Origin of the sequence: Pseudomonas sp. W22_MBD1_FP4 (assembly GCF_052113765.1) — a bacterium.
Taxonomy (GTDB): domain Bacteria; phylum Pseudomonadota; class Gammaproteobacteria; order Pseudomonadales; family Pseudomonadaceae; genus Aquipseudomonas; species Aquipseudomonas sivasensis.
This window is the reverse complement of sequence record NZ_JBGQOI010000002.1, coordinates 159,200-179,442: the sequence shown is the minus strand read 5'-3', so window position 1 is coordinate 179,442 and position 20,243 is coordinate 159,200. Positions and strand designations below refer to the sequence as shown.

Here is a 20,243-nt window from a genome sequence, read left to right as displayed (position 1 = left end):
CTTGCTTACCTTCCCTACGACGCACCTTGGATGCGCCAAAAATCATGCCGACCTTTTGCTGCAAACTCCCTGGCAGTTCACGGCCTTGGAGAATGCAGGCCAGTCGGATTAAACGGGCATCCTAGCCCGCTTCAAATAACGCCATCGCCTCGACATGCGCCGTCTGCGGAAACATGTCGAGGATCCCGGCCCGTTTTAGCCGGTAGCCTTGCTTGACCAACTCAACCGTGTCCCGCGCCAGCGTCGCCGGGTTGCAGGACACATACACCAGGCGCTTGGCCCCCAGGGTGGCGAGCTTGCGCACAACCTCTTGGGCACCATCGCGGGGTGGATCCAAGAGTACCGCAGAAAAGCCCTGTTTGGCCCAATCCGCGTCAGTCAAAGGCTGGGACAAATCGGCCTGAAAAAACTGCGCATTATGCAAATTGTTGCTGATGGCGTTCTGTGCAGCCCGGTCCACCATGGTCTGCACCCCTTCCACTGCCACCACTTCACGCACCTGTTTGGCCAGTGGCAGGGCAAAATTGCCCAAGCCGCAAAATAGGTCCAACACCCGTTCATCAGGTTGCGGCGCCAGCCAGTCCAGGGCCTGGGCAACCATCGCCTCATTGACCCCGGCGTTGACCTGGACAAAATCCCCCGGCCGGTACGCCAACTCCAAGTCCCATGCGTCCAATCGGAAACCTAGTGACTGATCGGCCTCAAAGGGTTCCGGCTGGCCTTCGCCATGCAGCCACAACTGGGCTTCATGGAAGGTACAAAATTCTTTCAGGATCAGCAGGTCCGCCTCCGACAACGGCGCCATATGCCGCAGCAACAACGCGACGGACGAGCCACTGAACAACTCAACATGGCCCAGTGCCTGAGGTTTGCTCAGACGACGAAGCATGTTGGGCAAGCGCTGCATGATCGGCTGCAAGGCCTGTACCAGCACCGGGCAATCATCGATGGCGACGATGTCCTGGCTGGCAACGGCGCGGAAACCCACGTCGAGTTTTTTTGCCTTGGCATCCCAACGCACCGCCACGCGGGCACGGCGCCGGTAACCGAACTCCGGGCCGCTCAACGGTGCGGCCCACTCTTGCGGTTCGACACCGGCCACGCGGGACAGTTGCTCGGCGAGCATGCGCTGTTTCAGGGCGAGTTGTTCGTTGTGGGGCAAGTGCTGCACGCTGCAACCGCCACAGCGGCCGAAGTGCGCGCACGGTGCAGGACGGCGCAGTTCACTGGCCTTGAACACCCGCTCGGTGCGGGCCTCGACCACTTTGCCGTGGGTACCCAACACCCGCGCTTCGACTTCTTCGCCAGCCAGCGCGCCATTGACGAACCAGGTGCGGCCTTCAAAAAAGACGATGCCACGGCCATCGTTGGCCAGGCGCTCAATGGTCAGGCGTTGTTTCTTGCCCACTGGAATCTGTGGGGCCCGGCTGCCGCCCGTCGGTTGGAAGCGCAGGCCTCTCTCGTGCTTGGCCATCAGTTGGGTTCGTCGAAAATGCCGGTCGACAAGTAACGGTCGCCTCGGTCACAGATGATCGCGACGATCACCGCGTTTTTCACTTCCTTGGACAAGCGCAACATACCCGCCACGGCACCGCCGGACGACACGCCGCAGAAGATGCCTTCTTCACGGGCCAGTCGGCGGGTGGTGTCTTCGGCTTCGCGCTGGGCCATGTCGATGATGCGATCCACGCGGGTCGCGTTGTAGATCTTCGGCAAGTACTCTTCGGGCCAGCGACGAATGCCTGGGATGGCCGCGCCTTCCATCGGTTGCAGACCAACGATCTGGATCGCCGGGTTCTGCTCCTTGAGGTAGCGCGAGTTGCCCATGATGGTACCGGTGGTGCCCATGGAGCTGACGAAATGGGTGATGGTGCCCTGGGTCTGACGCCAGATTTCCGGACCGGTGGTGGTGTAGTGCGCCTCGGGGTTGTCACCATTGGCGAACTGGTCCAGCACCTGGCCACGGCCTTGGGCGGCCATGCGCTCGGCGAGGTCGCGGGCGCCTTCCATGCCTTCTTCCTGGGTGACCAGCACCAACTCGGCGCCATAGGCGGTCATCGCTGCCTTACGCTCGGCGCTGCCGTTGTCGGGCATGATCAGCACCATCTTGTAACCCTTGATCGCGGCGGCCATGGCCAGGGCGATGCCGGTGTTACCCGAGGTGGCTTCGATCAGGGTGTCACCAGGCTTGATCTGCCCGCGCAATTCGGCACGGGTAATCATCGAGAGCGCCGGGCGGTCCTTGACGGAGCCAGCCGGGTTGTTCCCTTCAAGCTTGAGCAGCAGGGTATTGCTGGTTTCACCCGCCATGCGTTGCAAGCGGACCAGAGGCGTGTTGCCGACGCAATCGGCGATTGTAGGGTACTGCAAGGTCATGGCGTATTCGCAATCCAGACTGCGGGGCGCACATCATACCGGGAAAGGCCGGCGGGCCATATCACGCAAAGTGTGGTGCTTATGGCTTAAAGGAATAAGCGGAAAAGAGGGTGAGCTTGGGGACCCCATCGGGAGCAAGCCCCCTCCTACACTGGACCGCATTCTCATGCTGGAACTCGGTCGAATGTGTGTGGGGGCTTGCTCCCGATGGCCGCGCCTCGATACCCCGCCTAGCCCAAATGCCCATCGCCATGGTTTTTCCGAAAGACCTCCTCACCCATCGCCGCAATCTGCCCTTCGATCAATGCATCAAACGGCTTGAGCAACGGTTCAAACGACACCGGCGCCTCCAGCACTTGCAGCGCCTGCACAATCGCCTCCACCGTCGACAACGCCCCTGGCCCGGGCGCCTTGCGCAGTCGATAGCGGGACACGGCGGCCTCAGCCAGCGTCACCCGAGGCAACGCCGCCAGCAAGGGATTGAGGTGCAACAGCTTGCGCGCCTTGCGCCAAGTGCCGTCAGGCACCACCAGCAACAGCGGCTGAGCCCCTGGCGCGTAGGCTTGCAGCGACTGGGCATCGTCAGCAGGAAACAACAGCCTCGCCTGGTAGCCGGGCGGGTTCAACAGGGCCTGCAAGTCATCAAAGACCTCGCCCACCACCAACTGCGCATTGTTCAATCCCAGCGCCGCCAACCGCGCGGTATTGAGCGCATGGTTGACCTCGCTCGGGTGCTGCAACAGCAATACGCGGGTGCGGCTATCGAGGTTGGGGATCAGCGCGCACAAGCAATGGGCAGTGGGCCTGAGGCAACGGGAGCATTGGGGTCTGGACATGGTTCTTCAGGCCTGATTGAGCTGGGCTTTGAGCAAATCGCGGAAGGTCTGGATCAGCGGCTCACGGCTGCGGCCCCGGCGCATGATCATCGAAAATGGCGCTTGATAGCCAAAGGTGGCTGGCAGCAATACGCGCAGGTCGCCCTTGTCGGCCCAGGCCTGGGCGTAATGCTCCGGCAGGTAACCAATATAGGCGCCGGACAGCACCAGGATCAGCTGCGCCTCCATACTTTCCACCGTGGCGGCGCTGTGCTTGAAGCCGTGGCGCGCGAGTTCCGCCTGGCTCCAGTAGCCGCGTCCGACCATGCGTTGCTGGGTGATCACTTGTTCGGGAATGCGTCGCTCATTGAATAAAGGATGCCGCGTGCTGCAATACAGCCAATGCTGCTCGCGATAAAGCGGCATGTAGATCAGCCCGCTCATACGGTTGGAGAAGGCGCCGATGGCCAGGTCGAGGCGGTTGTCCTGCACACCCAATTGCAATTCGTACGGGCTCATCACCGAGAGATGCAGATGCACCGCCGGATGTTCCAGGCTGTAGGCGCCGATCACTTCGGCGAACGGCAGGGCCTTGTCGCTGACGGTGGAATCGAGCACGCCGAGCTTGAGGGTGCCGCGCAACTCCCCTTTGAGCGCGGCGGCGTACTGCTCGAAGCCTTCCAGCTCACCGAGTAGGCGCAAGGTTTCCTGGTGAAACAACTCGCCCTTGCTGGTGAGGCTGAAGCCGCCGCGCCCGCGATGGCACAGCACCAGGCCCAACGCGCTTTCCAACTGGCTCATATAGGTGCTGATGGCCGACGTGGACAGGTTGAGTTCGTGCTGGGCGTTGGCGAACCCCTGGTGGCGCACGACGCTGACGAAAATGCGCAGGAGTTTCAGGTCGGGCAAGGCGTTGGCCATGGTCGGCTCCGGGTAAGGACCGGGGCAGTTTACTCGCGTGCATTAGTTTAGAAAAACCTGAACTAAGTATTTGCCTCTGCCGATTCTTCCCTTCCTTCGCATTTCGCAGAATCGGCCCCCTAATAAACAAAACAACGATGAGGCAATCCCGTGGACAAGATCTTCCACCAACCACTGGGCGGCAACGAAATGCCGCGCTTCGCCGGCATCGCCACCATGATGCGTCTTCCCCACCTGCAATCGGCCAAAGGCCTGGACGCTGCTTTTGTCGGCGTGCCGTTGGACATCGGCACCTCGCTGCGTGCCGGCACCCGCTTCGGGCCGCGTGAAATCCGCGCCGAATCAGTGATGATCCGCCCGTACAACATGGCCACCGGCGCAGCACCGTTCGACTCGCTTTCCGTGGCTGACATCGGCGACGTGGCGATCAACACCTTCAACCTGCTCGACGCCGTGCGCATCATCGAAGAAGCCTACGACGAGATCCTAGAACACGATGTGATCCCCATGACGCTGGGCGGTGACCACACCATCACCCTGCCGATCCTGCGGGCGATCCACAAGAAACACGGCAAGGTCGGGCTGGTGCACATCGATGCCCACGCCGACGTCAACGACCATATGTTCGGCGAGAAAATCGCCCACGGCACCACCTTCCGCCGCGCCGTGGAAGAAGGCCTGCTCGATTGCGACCGCGTGGTGCAGATCGGCCTGCGCGCCCAGGGCTACACCGCGGAAGACTTCAACTGGAGCCGCAAACAGGGCTTTCGCGTGGTCCAGGCGGAAGAATGCTGGCACCACTCCCTCGCGCCGTTGATGGCCGAAGTGCGGGAGAAAGTTGGCGGCGGCCCGGTGTACCTGAGCTTCGACATCGACGGCATCGATCCCGCCTGGGCCCCCGGCACAGGCACTCCGGAAATCGGCGGGCTGACCACTATCCAGGCCATTGAGATCATCCGTGGTTGCCAGGGCCTCGACCTGGTTGGTTGTGATCTGGTAGAAGTTTCGCCGCCCTACGACACCACCGGCAACACCTCGCTGCTCGGCGCCAACCTGCTGTACGAGATGCTCTGCGTACTGCCCGGCGTGGCGCATCGCTGATGCGCACGCACGAGGTGCTGCAAGCCGCCGCCGACCTGGTGGCGGCCTTCGCCCGCAATGACCGCGCCGCCTACTTCGGTGCGTTCACGGCCGATGCCAGCTTTGTGTTCTACACCCTCCCCCAACCGCTGCTCAGCCGCGATGCCTACCAGGCGTTGTGGGACAGCTGGCGCGCGGACGAGGGCTTCGAGGTGCTGTCCTGCACGTCGAGCAACCCGTCTGTCAGCCTGCAAGGTGAGGATGTGGCGATATTTATTCATGACGTGGCCACCGAGTTGCGCATGAACGGGGAGCAATTTTTCAGCCAGGAACGCGAGACCATTGTCTTCAAACGGCAAGGGCTACGCACACAACAAAAACAAGGCCTGTGGCTGGCCTGTCACGAACATTTGTCCGCTGTGCCGGAAGGGCTGCCGCCCCCTTAGCCAATGTGATCGGAGCTGATCATGAATAATAAAAACAACGAAAACAGTATTCGCAAGATTGAAACCAACGGGGTCGAACAGATTCCGGACCACGAACGTACCGCCAACCCCAAGGATCTGTTCCGTCTGATCTTCGGCGGTGCCAATACCTTCGCCACTGCCGTGCTGGGCTCGTTCCCAGTGCTGTTTGGCTTGTCATTCCAGGCCGGCGTCTGGGCCATTGTGCTGGGCGTGCTGCTGGGTGCTCTGATCCTGGCGCCTATGGGCTTGTTCGGGCCGATCAATGGCACTAACAACGCGGTGTCTTCCGGTGCGCACTTTGGGGTGCACGGTCGGATCGTCGGTTCGTTTCTGTCATTGCTGACGGCAATTGCCTTCTTCTCACTGTCGGTGTGGAGTTCAGGCGATGCGCTGGTCGGAGGTGCGAAACGCCTGATTGGCCTGCCGGAAACCGACCTGACCCTGGGCCTGGCCTACGGCCTGTTCGCCCTGCTTGTCCTCACGGTGTGCATCTACGGCTTTCGCTTCATGCTGTGGGTCAACCGAATTGCGGTGTGGGCGGCGAGCCTGCTGTTTTTGCTGGGGATCTTCGCGTTCGCGCCAGCCTTTGACAGCCACTTCTCAGGCAGCGTCGCCATGGGCCAGACCGGCTTCTGGGCCGCGTTTATCGGCGCTGCGCTGGTAGCCATGAGCAACCCGATTTCCTTCGGCGCGTTCCTCGGAGACTGGTCACGCTACATCCCCCGTGAGACGCCGAAAATGCGCATCATGCTGGCAGTGGTCCTGGCGCAAATCGCTACTTTGATCCCGTTCCTGTTTGGCCTCGCCACCGCGACCATCGTGGCGATCAAGGCACCGGATTACATCGCAGCCAACAACTATGTCGGTGGCCTGCTGGCGGTTGCACCCACGTGGTTCTTCCTGCCGGTGTGCCTGATCGCGGTGATCGGCGGCATGTCCACCGGCACGACCTCGCTTTATGGCACGGGGCTGGACATGTCCAGCGTATTCCCGCGCCTGCTGTCGCGGGTCAAGGCCACGCTGCTGATTGGGGTGATGTCGATTGCCTTCATCTTTATCGGACGTTTCGCCGCCAACCTGGTGCAGAGCGTGTCGACCTTCGCCGTGCTGATCATCACCTGCACCACGCCGTGGATGGTGATGATGATCATCGGCCTGATCGTGCGCCGCGGCTTCTACTGCCCGGATGACCTGCAAGTGTTCACCCGCGGTGAAACCGGCGGGCGCTACTGGTTCAGCCATGGCTGGAACTGGCGCGGGCTGGGAGCCTGGATTCCGAGCGCGTTGGTGGGCCTGTGCTTCGTCAACCTGCCGGGGCAGTTTGTCGGGCCGCTGGGCAATTTGGCCGATGGCATCGATATCAGCCTGCCGGTAACGCTGGGGTTGGCGTCAGTGGTTTACCTGACGTTGTTGCGAGTGTTCCCGGAGCCGGCCTCTGTTTATGGACCGACTGATCCACGCAGCAAGAGCATGGATTCGCTCGCTAAACCGGCGATGCAACCCGCCGCCTGACCTCATAAAAAAGATAATCGGAGACTCGCCGTCATGGCTTTGGATTTATTCGTCGTACTCATCTACGCCGCCGGCATGCTCGTGCTCGGCTATTACGGCATGCGCCGCGCCAAGACCCACGAAGACTACCTGGTGGCCGGGCGCAACCTGGGCCCGTCGCTGTACATGGGCACCATGGCCGCGACGGTATTGGGCGGCGCGTCCACCGTCGGCACCGTGCGCCTGGGTTATGTGCATGGCATCTCCGGCTTCTGGCTGTGCGCCGCGCTGGGGATGGGAATCATCGCGCTGAACCTGTTCCTGGCCAAGCCGCTGCTCAAACTGAAGATCTTCACCGTCACCCAGGTCCTGGAAAAACGCTACAACCCCATGGCTCGCCAAGCGAGTGCGGTGATCATGCTGGCCTACGCGCTGATGATCGGCGTAACTTCGATCCTGGCCATCGGCACCGTGCTGCAAGTGCTGTTCGGCCTGCCGTTCTGGATCTCGGTACTGCTGGGCGGCGGCGTGGTGGTGGTGTACTCGACCATCGGCGGCATGTGGTCGCTGACCCTCACCGACATTGTGCAGTTCGTGATCAAGACCGTTGGCCTGATGTTTATCCTGCTGCCGATTTGCCTGTACCGCGTAGGCGGCTGGGATGAACTGGTAGCCAAGCTGCCGGCGTCGAGCTTCAGCTTCACCGCGATCGGCTGGGACACGATCATTACCTACTTCATGATCTACTTCTTCGGCATCCTGATCGGCCAGGACATCTGGCAACGGGTGTTCACCGCCCGTGATGAAAAAGTCGCCAAGTACGCGGGCACCTTCGCCGGTTTCTACTGCATCCTCTACGGCCTGGCCTGTGCGCTGATCGGCATGGCGGCCCATGTACTGATTCCGGACCTGGACAACGTCAACAACGCGTTTGCGGCCATCGTCAAACTGTCGCTGCCGGACGGCATCCGTGGGCTGGTGATCGCGGCAGCACTGGCGGCGATGATGTCGACGGCCAGCGCCGGCTTGCTGGCCGCCTCCACCGTACTGACCGAGGACCTGCTGCCGCGTTTGCGTGGTGGTAAGCAGTCGAGCCTCAACATCAACCGCCTGTTCACGATGCTGACCGGTATCGCCGTGCTGGGTATCGCGCTGGTGGTCAGCGATGTAATCAGCGCGCTGACCCTGGCCTATAACCTTTTGGTCGGCGGGATGTTGGTCCCGTTGATTGGCGCGATCTTCTGGAAGCGCGCGACCACGTCGGGGGCGATTACGTCCATGACGCTGGGCTTTGTGACGGCGCTGGTGTTCATGTTCAAGGATGGGCTGGATGCGAACACGCCGATTTACTACAGCCTGGCGGTTGGGCTGGTGAGTTTTGTGCTGGTCAGTTTGTTGTCCCGGCGGCCGGAGGCGATGGCGACTCGGGTGGTTTGACGCCTCACAGAATCAAGAGCGGTTTCTTCAGCGGGCGCGACGTCGGATGTCGCGCCCGTTTTTTTATCGTCCAACTGACAGGTTTTGGTTTGCCTGGATGATTTCCTGGACCAGGGAGGCCCATACCAATCCTTGGGTTGTGCCTCCGGCGGCGATTTGATGATGGGCGGCCCAATAAACGATCGAAAGTCCATCTGAGGTGCCGGGCCTGGCACATTCGACAATATGCAAGTCGCCACTTTCGATTGCACTGCAATAAGACATTGGAAAGTGAAGAGAAACAGCGGCCAGACAAGCTGCCAGGATCTGCTCTTTGTGCTCCGGCGCCGAATCGGGCGGGACCTGTCCACCGGAGACGAGAATGCAGTGCCCGTCCAAGCGGCAATTCATGACACCAATTGGCAGATCGTATTGAAGCTTGAGCCCCCGCATTTCAGCGCCTTCATTACCCACAGCAGGCAGCTTGAAAAACCAGCCGATGATCGCGATAACCTCTGGCTCCTCTACGCCCATGGCACTGACGACGAAATGTTCTTTGCTCAGCTCAGCAATTTGGACACGGCTCAGATGCTGAGGCTGGAACTGAACCCCAGAGCACTGCAACAGCACCTCAATCTCATCCATTAGGTGAACAAATTCCACATCGTAGCCTGATACTTCAATAGCCCTTCCGACTCCATGGATGCCACAAAGCGCTTGGAGTTGCTGTGGGCTGATTTCTCTGAGCTCACCTCCAGGTTTGCCACTAGGCCACGGTCTGCTTTCGATCTCGCGCTGCTCGCGTATTGCGGCATCTACTTCACTGGTTGTCTCCGTATAAGCGCGCACAACCCGCGCTCGCGCAAATTGCTCCAGTGATGGGTTGTCAGCCAGAAATTTTTCAAACAACTCAATGCCGGCGCGGTTGCACTCAATGGCCAGATACTGATTTCCTGGAAGTAAAGAGTCGTTATGTGGCGGCTTTGCAGTCGTCTCAGTTGCTGAAAGATGGCGCATATTCATACGCTTATGGCTGGCACCATCACTGTCCCGATTGCCTCCATAGACTGTTACCTGATAATTCGCCAAGCGAAACATCACGGCCTGGAGCAGGCCGTTGATCCCTCTGCCGATGATTGATACACGGGGCGCATCGGCATGTGCATGCAGTGTGGGGATCGTCAGTGAGCGTGCAAGTTTGCGCCTGACAAGGCCACGCAGGGCCATCAAGCTCAATTGAACAGCGGCGGCATAATCAAGGTCGCAATGGCAGGCTTCGGTGGTTGCCGCCTGTGCAGTCAGCGTCGCCGGTCTGCGCCAGGTGGCGACACTGCAACCGAGCGCTTGTGTACGCATCCGAAACGCCTCCAATGTCGCAGGCCCGTAATCCAAGACAAGTTGGACGTCTTCAGCCAGTGAAAGGGATTGCAACGCATCGTCGCTGAACACATCTGGTTTGGCGACGCAGATCAGACGCGCCTGCCTGTGCATACATTGAATCAGGGCCCGATCAATGCGATGGGCAGAATCATCATTCAGGGATAAACAAATGGCGATAGAACGAGCCCCTTGCAGTGCCTCGGACCAGTCCGACACAAATGAGACTCGGCTATCTGGACACGCCTGGCTGCGTGGACTCAACACTTTGATCCGAACATGCGGATCTCGATCAAGTAACAACTTGACCAGCTCTTTCCCCACATTTCCGTAACCCAGGACACAGATGTCTTGGGGTGTAGAGCCATCGGCAAGTGTCAGCCAGTGCGCGATATAAACCGCAACGTGCGGCGCGTTGACCCCAGGTGTGTTGACCACTCGAATGCCGTTTGACTCGCATAAATCCAACCGCACCTTATCCAGACTTGTGCCTCGGCGAATCAGACAGAGATCTCCAAATGGGTGGCTTAAACGCCATAGGTCAATGACCTCCCCATCGATAACCTGATCTCCAATAATGATCGTTGATGGGCGCACGAGCCCGATCTGTAGCAGCAGCGCTTGCTTGGTTGAGTTCGGGGGGAAAAACACTACGTTGCTGGGTGCATCAGCCTTCCAACGGCTCGACGTAGGCGCGATATGTAAAATATTTTCGGTAGTGGCGATGAGTGACGCGGCAACTGGCGGAACGTGAGAGAGCAGCATAGTTTCGTCTCCAACAATTTTGGCTGACTAATGCCTGGAGATAGGAGTTAAATAAGTTGGGGCCAACACTTTAAATACTTAAAGCCCTAAAACTCACTCTTCATAAACCCGTTTTCTTCAGGAAGCTTTATATCAGTAAGCGGTACAAATCATTACTTAACGAAACTCAAACTACTCCGATATTTCAAACTAACTAACCCAACCGCTTCTGATAAACGGGTAGTCCAATTCCGGTCTTAAAAAAGCACAGCCTGAATGGCACGCTCACTTACGGACTGCAACCCGTGTCTACGAGGCGTTACCCAACGAATATGTTCGGGAGGAATTTACTGCATCAGATGCACGCGGATGCTGCACCTGTTTTCCCTGAGTTTACCCAGCTGCCATTGGTCGAAACTGGTGGTTATCACAGTAGAAGGACCGCTGAGGACCGTAATAGCCTGACATGGCCATTTCAAATCTGAAGAAGTTGGCTTGGCTACCCGATAACCCGTGAGGTGATGAAATGAAACAGCGCGATCCTAGCTACCCCGCTGCGTCAACAGTTCCACCGCAACTTAAGACAGGCGACCGCGTGCATATGAACGGCCCCCACGCAGGCGTCTGCACTGGAATATACAAGCTCATGTTTTATAAAAACGGGACTTCATTTGCCACACTGCCCATAGAACGAGCATTTAAAGACTGGTTCGGCTTTGAAGTTCACGGAAGTTCAATGGTGAGATGGAGGTGAAGGGCCATTATCACGATTGCGCCACTGACGAGGAGCACATACATAGCTCCGGGTTTACCGAAGTCAGTAAAAGCGAATGACGCAACTCACACGTCGTACAGCCATCCGATTTACCTGGCAGCGCTCCCACGACATAGAGAGGTATTCATCGCGCGAGCGCTCCCCGGGCCTCATCTGCGACGTGGGCGACGCTGCTCGTCATCCGTACGAATCGGCACCGGCTGCAGCGGAGGCTCGATCAAGCCCAGTGCAACGCCCAGATCATGGAGCCAGTTTTGGATTTTCTCTTTCATGGTTTGCCCCCTTTGAGGGTAATGCTTGTAGGCGCAAGCTGTGTCGCCTTTTCCTACACTGATAGTAGCCCTAAGTCCTACATATTGCTTGAACGAAACCACAACGAACTATTACTGAATTCATCCGAATTCTGACGGACCGGTCAGGCAATGGCGCGGGTGTCTTTCATTACCGTCGCCTGGCCCTCTTGCTGCAAGTCGATCCACGCATTGAGGTTAGCGCCGAGCATACCCTTTCGCCACATCAACCAGGTGGTCGCAGTGGCAAAATGCCCTGTCAGGGGATGAACGGACACGCTGTCCTTGCCTGGCAGGCTGTCGAGCATGGCTTGGGACATCAACGCCACCCCTGAACCGGCAATCACGCAAGCGAGCATGCCTTGATATGACTCGATCTCAATCGCCCGTCCCATGGCTACGCGCTCGTAGGAAAACCAGCTTTCCAGGCGTGTGCGATAAGCGCAACTGCGTCGGAACGTAAACACCGAGCGGCCGGCAACATCCTGGGGGCCACGCACGGGTGGGTGGTCGGCTTCACAGATCAGCACCAGTTTTTCCTCGCATAACTGCACGCCGTCCAGGCTGGCGATGGTCAGCGGGCCGTCCACAAACGCTGCGTCCAGACGCCCCGTGATCAGACCTTCCAGCAACTCACCACTGGGCGCTGACTGCACCTGCAGATTCACCATTGGGTAGGCCTTGTGATAACGCGCCAGCAGCTTGGGCAAATGCACTGCTCCAGTGCTGTACATGCTGCCCAGAACAAAGTCGCCGGCCGGTTGCCCACCTTGCACGGCGCCATGGGCCTCATCGTGCAGTGCCAGCAGACGGGTGCTGTAGTCCAGCAATATCTTGCCCGCCGGAGACAGCTGCAAGCGCTGACGTTCGCGCAGGAACAGCTCTACACCGAGCTGTTCCTCCATCTGTTTGAGTCGGGTCGATAGGTTTGACGGCACGCGGTGCAGGCGCTCAGCCGCGCGGGTGATGGACCCCTCTTCCGCCACGGCCTGGAAAATGCGCAATTGACTGAACTCCACGACTTTCTCCAAAACTGAATAAGTTACTCAATATTATTCAATTTTACAGAAAGTCAACACACCTTAGGCTGAGGGTCATTCGTTTCTCAGCAGGACACCTGACCATGTCACCCCTGATTCGCTTACTCGCCAGCTCCATCGCCCTGATGATGGCCATGGGCATTGGCCGCTTCGCCCTCACCCCACAAATGCCCCACATGCTTAGCGAAGGGCAGATCGACCTGACCGACGCCGGCCTGATCGCCGCCGCCAATTACCTCGGCTACTTCGTGGGCGCGGTGGATTCGATTTTCGCCCGCGGTCACCGTCATGTACGCGGTCGGCTGTACGGTGGGCTCTGGTTATGTGTGCTGCTGACCTTTGCGTCCTCCTGGGCCCATGGGTTCTGGCCCCATCTGCTGTTGCGCTTTGGCACTGGCGTGGCAAGTGCCTGGGCATTGGTGATGATCACTAGCTTGAGCCAGCCGCTGGCGCTCGCCGCCGGACGCCCGCGTCTGGGTGCTCTGGTATTTGCCGGACCCGGCCTGGGGATTCTCTTGAGCGGGCTATTGGCGCTCGGCTCAAACCTGCTGGGGCAAAACTCCGCCACGTTATGGTTGATCTATGGCGCTGTGGCGCTGCTCATGCTGCTGGCGATCCTGCCGTTTTTGCCGCAACCTTGTGCCAGCGCCCCTGGCGCCGGTCATAGCGACGCGGGCAGCAACGGCAGCATCACGCACCTGTGCTGGGTTTATGTGCTATTCGGACTGGGTTACATCATTCCAGCGACCTTCCTGTCACAGATGGCCAGCGCCCAGTTCAAAGGGGCCTGGCAGGCCGATCTGTTCTGGCCGTGCTTTGGCCTGCTGGCAGCGATTGGCGTGGGCGTGGCGACTCTGCGTCGCAAAGATCCAGACGCTACTCGCCGCTGGCTGATGACAACCCTGTGGCTGCAAGCGGCCGGAGTGTTCACGTGCTTGCTGGGCAATGGCTGGGGGTTGGCACTGGGCGTTCTGCTTTGCGGCGGTCCGTTCCTGGCCTGTATGCAATTGGTGATGGCGCGCTTGCGGGATGTGGCGCCCCACGGCTACCAGCGCAGCACCGGTCTGCTGACCGCCAGCTTTGCCATCGGCCAATTGAGCGGGCCCTTATTGGCGTCGGCGAGCAGCCATCTAAGCGGCGGCCTGCAACCGGCATTGGTGATTGCCGGTACAGGCCTGTTCTTGGCGGGGGGGATATTGGTCAGCCAGCAACCAAAGGCGTTTGCGTGCGCACCTGTTCGCGCCGTGACAGCGCCAGGAAAAACAGCCCTCCCAGGAAGCAGCCGGTAAACCAGGCGAAGTTGGCCATGCCCTGCAACGCCGGTGTGAAGGTGATCGCGACGCCCACCAGTGTCGCGGGCACCAGCGCCTTGACCGCTGTCCAGTTCACGCCGCCGTCGAAGTAATAGCGCCCGCTTGGGCTGTCATCGAACAGCGCATCTACATCGATTTTCTGTTTTTTGATCAGGTAGAAATCTACCAACAGAATCCCAAACAGCGGCCCGATAAACGCCGCGAGGATATCCAGGGTGTAGTGGATCATCAGCGGGTTATTGAACAGGTTCCATGGAGTGATAAAGATCGAGGCTACTGCTGCGATCATGCCCCCGGCACGCCAGCTGATTTTGCTTGGCGCGACGTTGGCGAAGTCAAACGCAGGGGACACAAAGTTGGCGACGATATTGATACCGATGGTCGCGGTCACAAAGGCAAATGCGCCAAGCAGCACGGCCATGTTGTTGTCGATACGCGAAACCGTGGCGATCGGGTCGTGGAGCATTTCGCCAAACACCGGCAAGGTGCCAGAGACGATCACTACCGTCACCAGGGAAAAGGCCAGGAAATTCACCGGCAGGCCCCAAAAGTTTCCGCGTCGCACATCCTGCATGCTGCGGCAGTAGCGGCTGAAATCGCCGAAATTCAGGGTTGGCCCAGAGAAGTACGACACCACCAGCGCCGTGGCTACGATCACTTGGCCGAACGCTTGCCAGCCCGACAGGGACTTTTCCGACAGAGTAAAGCTGATGTTCGACCAGCCAGCCTTCCACACAATCCAGCCAGCCAGGGCAAACATCACCGCATATACCACCGGCCCCGCCCAATCGATAAAGCGGCGGATAGACTCCATGCCGGCCCAGAAAACTGCAGCTTGCAGTACCCACAGGCTGAGGAAACCAAACCAGCCCAGGTAGGACAGACCGGCGAAATGCGGTTCTGCATACACCGCCATCTGTGGGAAAAAGCGCAACACCACGATGATCAAAGCGCTGGACGCCAGATAAGTCTGAATCCCGTACCAGGCCACGGCAATCAGGCCACGAATCACCGCAGGAATATTCGCGCCAAACACACCAAATGCGAGCCGGCAGATGACTGGATAAGGAACGGCGGCCTGCTGGCTAGGCTTAGCCACCAGATTGGCGATCAATTGCACGATGCAAATACCCGCGAGCAAGGCGATCAACACCTGCCAACTGGCTAGCCCCAAGGCGAACAGACTGGCAGCGAATACATAACCGCCGACGCTGTGCACGTCACTCATCCAGAAGGCAAAAATGTTGTACCAGTTCCACTTCTGCGGCAGTGGGCCCAGATCCTGGTTGTACAGGCGCGGGCTATAGCCTTTAGGCAATTGTTCGGTCATCGCTGGGCTCCTCGTAATACCGGCCTGCGCTTCCGTCACGGGGATGCATACGGGAGGCGGCCAGGTTTGTATACGAGACAGTCAGCAGAATGCGTGCCAATGGCACACAATCCCTCTACGACGGTGCTCCAAAGGCGCTTATGACGGTTTAGTAGCGGGGACCGCGCTCAGCAACGGTGCACATAAATCCTGTACACAATCATCGGTGCACCCGATGTGCACACACGTGTCCAACCGTGCAACACACCGCTGTCAGGAAGGTGCCCCAGGCCATGTCCATCAGGGCCAAGCTCGCAGACCAGCCTTGCAGTGTGGCCCAGTTGCTCAGGTCATAGGTGCCATAGGCCACCAGACCCAGCAAGGCACCCAGACGCGCTGCGCGTTGCCAGTTGATGCTTGGCAAGACCACGAACACCACACAACCGAGGACATACAGGAGGTAGAACAGCACTGCGGGCAATAGGCGGGGCTGATCAAGCATCAGCGGGCCCAGCAAGGATTTGTAGGTAGGGCCCATGAGGACGCCGAGCCAGAGGCCGTCGAGCACCAGAAAAGCAAGCAAGGTGCCGAGGTAGGCGAACAACGATTTTTTAGACATCAAGCGGACCTCTGTAGGAGCGAGCTTGCTCGCGAAAATATCTCAGGCCCATCGCGGTTTCGGATGTACCCTTTTCGCGAGCAAGCTCGCTCCTACAGAAGAGCAAACCCTACTCAGCTTAGTTCAATGCGATCCGCGTGAATCACGATCTGACCCTGCTTGTAGAGCGCACCAATAGCCTTCTTGAAGTTACCCTTGCTCACGCCGAACAAGTTGCTGATTACTGCCGGGTCGCTTTTATCGCTGACCGGCAACGTGCCGTTGTTTTCGCGCAACTTGGCGAGGATCTTCGAGTTGAGACTGGAGGCCGCTTCCTGGCCGACCGGTTGCAGGCTCAGGCTGATGTTGCCATCGGCGCGGATCTCTTTGATGAAGCCTTTCTCTTCCTTGCCGGGACGCAGGAACTTGAACACTTCGTTCTTGTGGATCAGCCCCCAGTGTTTGTTGTTGATGATCGCCTTGAAGCCCATATCAGTGGCTTCGGCCACCAAGAGGTCGACTTCCTGGCCCACAACGTAGTTGGCCGGCGTCTTGTCCAGGTAGCGGTCAAGGCGCGCGGTGGCGGTAATACGCTTGGTGTGCTTGTCGAGATAGACGTGCACCACGCAGTATTCACCGGCGGTCATCTGACGTTTTTCTTCCGAGTACGGAAGCAAAAGGTCCTTTGGCAGACCCCAATCGAGGAACACGCCAATACTGTTGACTTCCACCACTTTCAAACTGGCAAATTCGCCGACTTGAACTTTGGGTTTTTCGGTGGTGGCGATAAGTTTGTCATCGCTGTCCAGGTAAATAAAAACGTTAAGCCAGTCTTCATCTTCACTGGGAATATCTTTTGGGATATACCGATTAGGCAAGAGGATTTCGCCATCTTGCGCACCATCAAGGTACAAACCGAAGTTAGTGTGTTTAACCACTTGTAAGCTGTTGTAGCGCCCGACTAGAGCCATTTCCAATACCCTCATTGCGTGGGCGGCATTCTACCCGAGTTGCGCCCGCGACGCGCGCACGCCTGAAAAATCGCGGCCTGGCATGGCCCTACGATGGCATCGCTCCGCTCGTCCGATCATTCGACTGAGTTTTGCCCTTCCACCAGCACTGCTTTGCTAGGTGGTTTCGAGTCAAAACAGTAAGTTAGGGCCTAATTTCAACGATGAACTTCGTTTATTTCCAGCCGCGCTACTTATTCCCAGGGGATATTTGCCAAGCAATTGTCAAGTATTTCCTGTACGATGCCTGGCCAAGTTAATTTTCTACAGGTTAGTGGCCGCCATGCGCGTAAAAGCATCCAACAGCAAAGCAAAGCCAGCTCCAGCCGTTGAAACCAGCGAATCGATCAACAGCCAAATCGCTGCTTTCCTCAAGTCCGGTGGCGAAATCCAGCAAATTGCAAAAGGCGTGAGCGGCCAGACTTTCGGCCCGTCCAAGCAGATCAGCCTGGGTAAAAAGTAACACCGCGCAAAATACCTGGTCCCTAAGCGTCTTGCCTCCAAGGCGCTAGGACTAGAGCCCGAAACACCCTCCTTCTACATTCAATATTGCGTTAATCGACGAACGGGCCTCATCGCCTGGCATTCGCCGGTATCCTTGCACACGTCTAGCACGGGCATCTGCCCGATTTTCTCCGTTACTGCTCCTCGCTTTTCATGGAGTGAAGCATGCTCAAATCCTGCATTTTTCTGGTCAGCACATTAGTGGCTTGCCCCCTTGCCGAAGCGCAGATCTTCCAGCGCGAATTGGGCGACTTCGACCTGAAATTAGGCACCACCCCCAGCCGCAGCATGGCACAGGGCCTGGTCAAGCCGACCTCGCCGGGCAGCGACTCTTTCCACGGGGGGTTGGACCTCAGCCACAACAGCGGCCTGTACTTCGGCCAGTTCTCGCCAAACATGGGCCTGTCTTCGGCAAGCACCCTCGAAGTCGACTCCTACATGGGCTTCAAACACCCCTTCGACCAGACGCTCGGCTACGAAGTCGGCTTGATCCACTACAGCTACCCCAAGCTCAGCCCCCTCGACAGCCAAGAGTTCTACGGTGGCTTGAACCTGTTGGGCAATCGTTTCGGTGCCTCCTTCAGCAACGACCCGGACCGCCAGGACAGCACGATTTTCGCCGACCTCGGCGGCACCCAACCCTTCGGCATCGGCGTCAGCATGAAGTACACCACCCACCAATTGGGCACTCCAGCTTCGGTGGACGGCGGCACCATCAGCAGCTTCAGCGACTGGTCGGTTCAGTTCTCCCGCGCCTGGAAGGGCATCGACTTGGACCTGATTTACAGCGACTCCAGCCTTAGCGGCGGCGACTGCTCGGCGTACTCCGGACACAATTCGCAATGCGACGGGCTGTTGACGTTAAAGGCCGCGCGGTCGTTTTATTGATGGGCTGAACTGTAGCGCCTGGCGCGGGTTCACATGCATTGAATCCCTCTGCCCAAGGAAACGCCCATGCTGCGTCGGCTCAAACTGTTGGTGGCCCTGCTGACCCTAAGCCTGGCACTCGCCGGCTGCAACCGCGTGGGCCTGGCCTACCGCAACCTGGACGTGATCATCCCCTGGACCCTCAATGACTACCTGGACATGAACGCCGGGCAGAAGAGTTGGTTCAACGATAAGCTCAAGGAACACTTGGCCTGGCATTGCACCACGCAGTTGCCGGGTTATCTCGATTGGCTCGATCGCCTGCAACAGATGGTCGACGAAAACCAGGTCACCGATGCTGCATTGAAAACGCGCACTGCCGAAGCCGAACAGGCAATCGCTGACGTCGCCCGCGAAATCACCCCCTCAGCCATAGAATTGCTCCAGGGACTGAATGATCAGCAGGTCAAAGAAATGAACGACGCCCTGGCCAAGGATCTGCGTAAACGCCAGGACGACTACCTTAAGCCGCCCCTCACCCAACAAATCAAGGACCGCGCCGAGCGCATGAACAAACGCCTGGACACCTGGATGGGCCCACTGAGCGCTAGCCAGCAAAATCGCGTCACCGCGTGGTCCGTCGCGCTGGGCGAACAGAATCAGGAATGGATCGGCAATCGCGCCCATTGGCAGGCGCAATTTATCGAAGCGGTGCAGCAACGCCACAGCGCCGAATTCCCACAAAAGATGCAGCAACTGCTGGTGGACCGCGAAAGCCTATGGACCCCGCAATATCGCGCGGCTTACGCCCAGACCGAAGCTGCGGCGCGCAGCCTGATTGTCGACGTGATGGCCGAAAGTACGCCGCAGCAACGCCTTAAACTCACGCAGAAAATCGACGGCGTACGCAGCGACTTCAAGGCACTCAAATGCCTCAAGGCCGCCGGGATTTAATGTGGGAGGGGCTGCCACCCACACTGGGTCCGCGCATACCCGTCAGGCAATCTGCGCTTTGGACGCCACTTCAGCGAAGGTTGCCGGGTCCAGTGCATCCGGCTGCTCATCCAGCACTTGGCGCGGGTGATCGTTGCCGGGAATGGAACTGTCGATCAGCGCCAGCAGTTGGGCACCCAATTGCGTCAAAATGAAGTTCTCACCATTTCCGCCCTCTGCCTCGGGGCGCGATTCAATAAAACCGCGCTTGAACAGCAGCGCTTCATAATCCGCTGCGGTCTTTTTCAGCGCATCCAGATTGCCGGTATTCTCACCCGCCGTGGCCTTCTCGGCCGCTTCCTGCTCGGCGTATTTGCGCGGGGCAAAGCTGCCTTCGCCGTTCTGCACTTCGTGCAGCAGACGTTCGATTAGATCCCAGTTGTAAGTCGTCATCCTGATTCCTCCTGCAGGCCTAAGAAAAAGTAGCCCGTCAAAAGGTGTGACATGCCACACCTGCCACCGTTCAGCCCGCCAGACGGACGTCATTTCTCTGAACTTTCCAGACGTTCGCCCCCTCAACCGCACATCATCACCAAGGAGGTACGTACCATGAACACCTTGAGAAACCTGGCCGTCGCCGCCGCCCTGCTCACGGCCCTGCCCGCCTGGGCCTGCACGCCCGAAGAGGCCACGGCGAAACGAGAGCAGTTGGCGACGGAAGTGACCAAGCTCACCGAGCAGAACCCCACCAAAGCCAAAGAGATGAATGACGAGCTGCAGAAGATGGACCTGGACACTGAAAGCGCGGAATTCCCTGACAAGTGCCAGCTCATCGACGCCCGCCTTAAAGAATTGAAAGAAGCTGCGGCAAAAGCCAAAAACTGAAGGCATAAAAAAACCGGACGATGTCCGGTTTT

General features: G+C 58.6%; 20 protein-coding genes. 9 read left to right on the top strand and 11 right to left on the bottom strand.

Annotated features, from left to right (window positions below; genetic code table 11):
- Positions 1-121 precede the first annotated feature (121 nt).
- From rlmD to ACEN2T_RS03625, 4 genes are all read right to left on the bottom strand, one after another.
- A complete protein-coding gene (gene rlmD / locus ACEN2T_RS03640; RefSeq protein ID WP_442116329.1) occupies positions 122-1,474 on the bottom strand; it encodes a 23S rRNA (uracil(1939)-C(5))-methyltransferase RlmD in 1,353 nt (450 codons plus the stop codon).
- Entirely contained in the window at positions 1,474-2,376 is a 903-nt protein-coding gene (gene cysM, locus ACEN2T_RS03635; RefSeq protein WP_442116328.1) for a cysteine synthase CysM, read from the bottom strand. The genes rlmD and cysM overlap by 1 nt, the downstream gene beginning before the upstream one ends.
- Before the next feature lie 230 nt (positions 2,377-2,606).
- Positions 2,607-3,212: a tRNA-uridine aminocarboxypropyltransferase gene (locus ACEN2T_RS03630; RefSeq protein ID WP_442116327.1), complete on the bottom strand. Its 606-nt coding sequence runs from the start codon at positions 3,210-3,212 to the stop codon at positions 2,607-2,609.
- Positions 3,213-3,218: 6 nt separating this feature from the next.
- On the bottom strand, positions 3,219-4,112 hold the full coding sequence (locus ACEN2T_RS03625) for a LysR family transcriptional regulator (RefSeq protein ID WP_017134867.1): 894 nt from the start codon (positions 4,110-4,112) through the stop codon (positions 3,219-3,221).
- Positions 4,113-4,262: 150 nt separating this feature from the next.
- Between ACEN2T_RS03625 and speB the strand changes: the two genes are divergently transcribed.
- The 4 genes from speB to ACEN2T_RS03605 are packed head-to-tail and all read left to right on the top strand — an operon-like array spanning position 4,263 to position 8,587.
- On the top strand, positions 4,263-5,213 hold the full coding sequence (speB, locus tag ACEN2T_RS03620; protein ID WP_032887762.1) for an agmatinase: 951 nt from the start codon (positions 4,263-4,265) through the stop codon (positions 5,211-5,213).
- Complete coding sequence (locus ACEN2T_RS03615; protein ID WP_442116326.1) at positions 5,213-5,638, top strand: YybH family protein; 426 nt, start codon at positions 5,213-5,215, stop codon at positions 5,636-5,638. Before speB ends, ACEN2T_RS03615 begins: the two co-directional genes overlap by 1 nt.
- Positions 5,639-5,659: 21 nt before the next feature.
- A complete protein-coding gene (locus ACEN2T_RS03610; protein ID WP_122754453.1) occupies positions 5,660-7,171 on the top strand; it encodes a purine-cytosine permease family protein in 1,512 nt (503 codons plus the stop codon).
- 33 nt (positions 7,172-7,204) lie between these two features.
- Entirely contained in the window at positions 7,205-8,587 is a 1,383-nt protein-coding gene (locus ACEN2T_RS03605) for a sodium:solute symporter (protein WP_442116325.1), read from the top strand.
- A gap of 63 nt (positions 8,588-8,650) precedes the next feature.
- Here the strand turns inward: ACEN2T_RS03605 and ACEN2T_RS03600 are convergent, their stop codons facing one another.
- The 3 genes from ACEN2T_RS03600 to ptrR form a co-directional block, all read right to left on the bottom strand.
- The gene (locus tag ACEN2T_RS03600; protein ID WP_442116324.1) at positions 8,651-10,708 is read right to left on the bottom strand and encodes an FAD-dependent oxidoreductase; all 2,058 of its coding nucleotides are present in this window, start codon (positions 10,706-10,708) and stop codon (positions 8,651-8,653) included.
- A 903-nt stretch (positions 10,709-11,611) separates the two neighbouring features.
- Positions 11,612-11,734, bottom strand: coding sequence for a PA1414 family protein (locus tag ACEN2T_RS03595; protein ID WP_003193089.1), 123 nt, complete (start codon positions 11,732-11,734; stop codon positions 11,612-11,614).
- A gap of 143 nt (positions 11,735-11,877) precedes the next feature.
- The gene (gene ptrR / locus ACEN2T_RS03590) at positions 11,878-12,771 is read right to left on the bottom strand and encodes a putrescine utilization regulator PtrR (RefSeq protein WP_122757010.1); all 894 of its coding nucleotides are present in this window, start codon (positions 12,769-12,771) and stop codon (positions 11,878-11,880) included.
- Between the two features lie 104 nt (positions 12,772-12,875).
- Between ptrR and ACEN2T_RS03585 the strand changes: the two genes are divergently transcribed.
- A complete protein-coding gene (locus ACEN2T_RS03585; protein ID WP_442116323.1) occupies positions 12,876-14,081 on the top strand; it encodes an MFS transporter in 1,206 nt (401 codons plus the stop codon).
- Here ACEN2T_RS03585 and ACEN2T_RS03580 read toward each other — a convergent pair.
- From ACEN2T_RS03580 to ACEN2T_RS03570, 3 genes are all read right to left on the bottom strand, one after another.
- Positions 13,993-15,435 (bottom strand): NCS1 family nucleobase:cation symporter-1, encoded by a 1,443-nt coding sequence (locus tag ACEN2T_RS03580; protein WP_442116322.1) that lies wholly within the window; start codon positions 15,433-15,435, stop codon positions 13,993-13,995. The genes ACEN2T_RS03585 and ACEN2T_RS03580 overlap by 89 nt on opposite strands.
- Before the next feature lie 199 nt (positions 15,436-15,634).
- Positions 15,635-16,033 carry a DUF2177 family protein gene (locus tag ACEN2T_RS03575; protein WP_032887744.1) on the bottom strand — a complete coding sequence of 133 codons (399 nt, stop codon included), beginning with the start codon at positions 16,031-16,033 and terminating at the stop codon, positions 15,635-15,637.
- 113 nt (positions 16,034-16,146) lie between these two features.
- Entirely contained in the window at positions 16,147-16,983 is an 837-nt protein-coding gene (locus ACEN2T_RS03570) for a CvfB family protein (protein WP_032887742.1), read from the bottom strand.
- Positions 16,984-17,305: 322 nt separating this feature from the next.
- Here ACEN2T_RS03570 and ACEN2T_RS03565 point away from each other — a divergent pair, with 322 nt between their 5' ends.
- From ACEN2T_RS03565 to ACEN2T_RS03555, 3 genes are all read left to right on the top strand, one after another.
- The gene (locus tag ACEN2T_RS03565) at positions 17,306-17,485 is read left to right on the top strand and encodes a hypothetical protein (RefSeq protein ID WP_003193095.1); all 180 of its coding nucleotides are present in this window, start codon (positions 17,306-17,308) and stop codon (positions 17,483-17,485) included.
- A 206-nt stretch (positions 17,486-17,691) separates the two neighbouring features.
- Positions 17,692-18,414, top strand: coding sequence for a TorF family putative porin (locus ACEN2T_RS03560; protein ID WP_122754458.1), 723 nt, complete (start codon positions 17,692-17,694; stop codon positions 18,412-18,414).
- A gap of 66 nt (positions 18,415-18,480) precedes the next feature.
- The gene (locus ACEN2T_RS03555; RefSeq protein WP_442116321.1) at positions 18,481-19,347 is read left to right on the top strand and encodes a DUF6279 family lipoprotein; all 867 of its coding nucleotides are present in this window, start codon (positions 18,481-18,483) and stop codon (positions 19,345-19,347) included.
- A 42-nt stretch (positions 19,348-19,389) separates the two neighbouring features.
- Here ACEN2T_RS03555 and ACEN2T_RS03550 read toward each other — a convergent pair whose 3' ends face one another.
- Positions 19,390-19,779, bottom strand: coding sequence for a hypothetical protein (locus ACEN2T_RS03550; protein WP_032887737.1), 390 nt, complete (start codon positions 19,777-19,779; stop codon positions 19,390-19,392).
- 156 nt (positions 19,780-19,935) lie between these two features.
- Between ACEN2T_RS03550 and ACEN2T_RS03545 the strand changes: the two genes are divergently transcribed.
- On the top strand, positions 19,936-20,211 hold the full coding sequence (locus ACEN2T_RS03545; RefSeq protein ID WP_122754460.1) for a hypothetical protein: 276 nt from the start codon (positions 19,936-19,938) through the stop codon (positions 20,209-20,211).
- Positions 20,212-20,243: the final 32 nt, after the last annotated feature.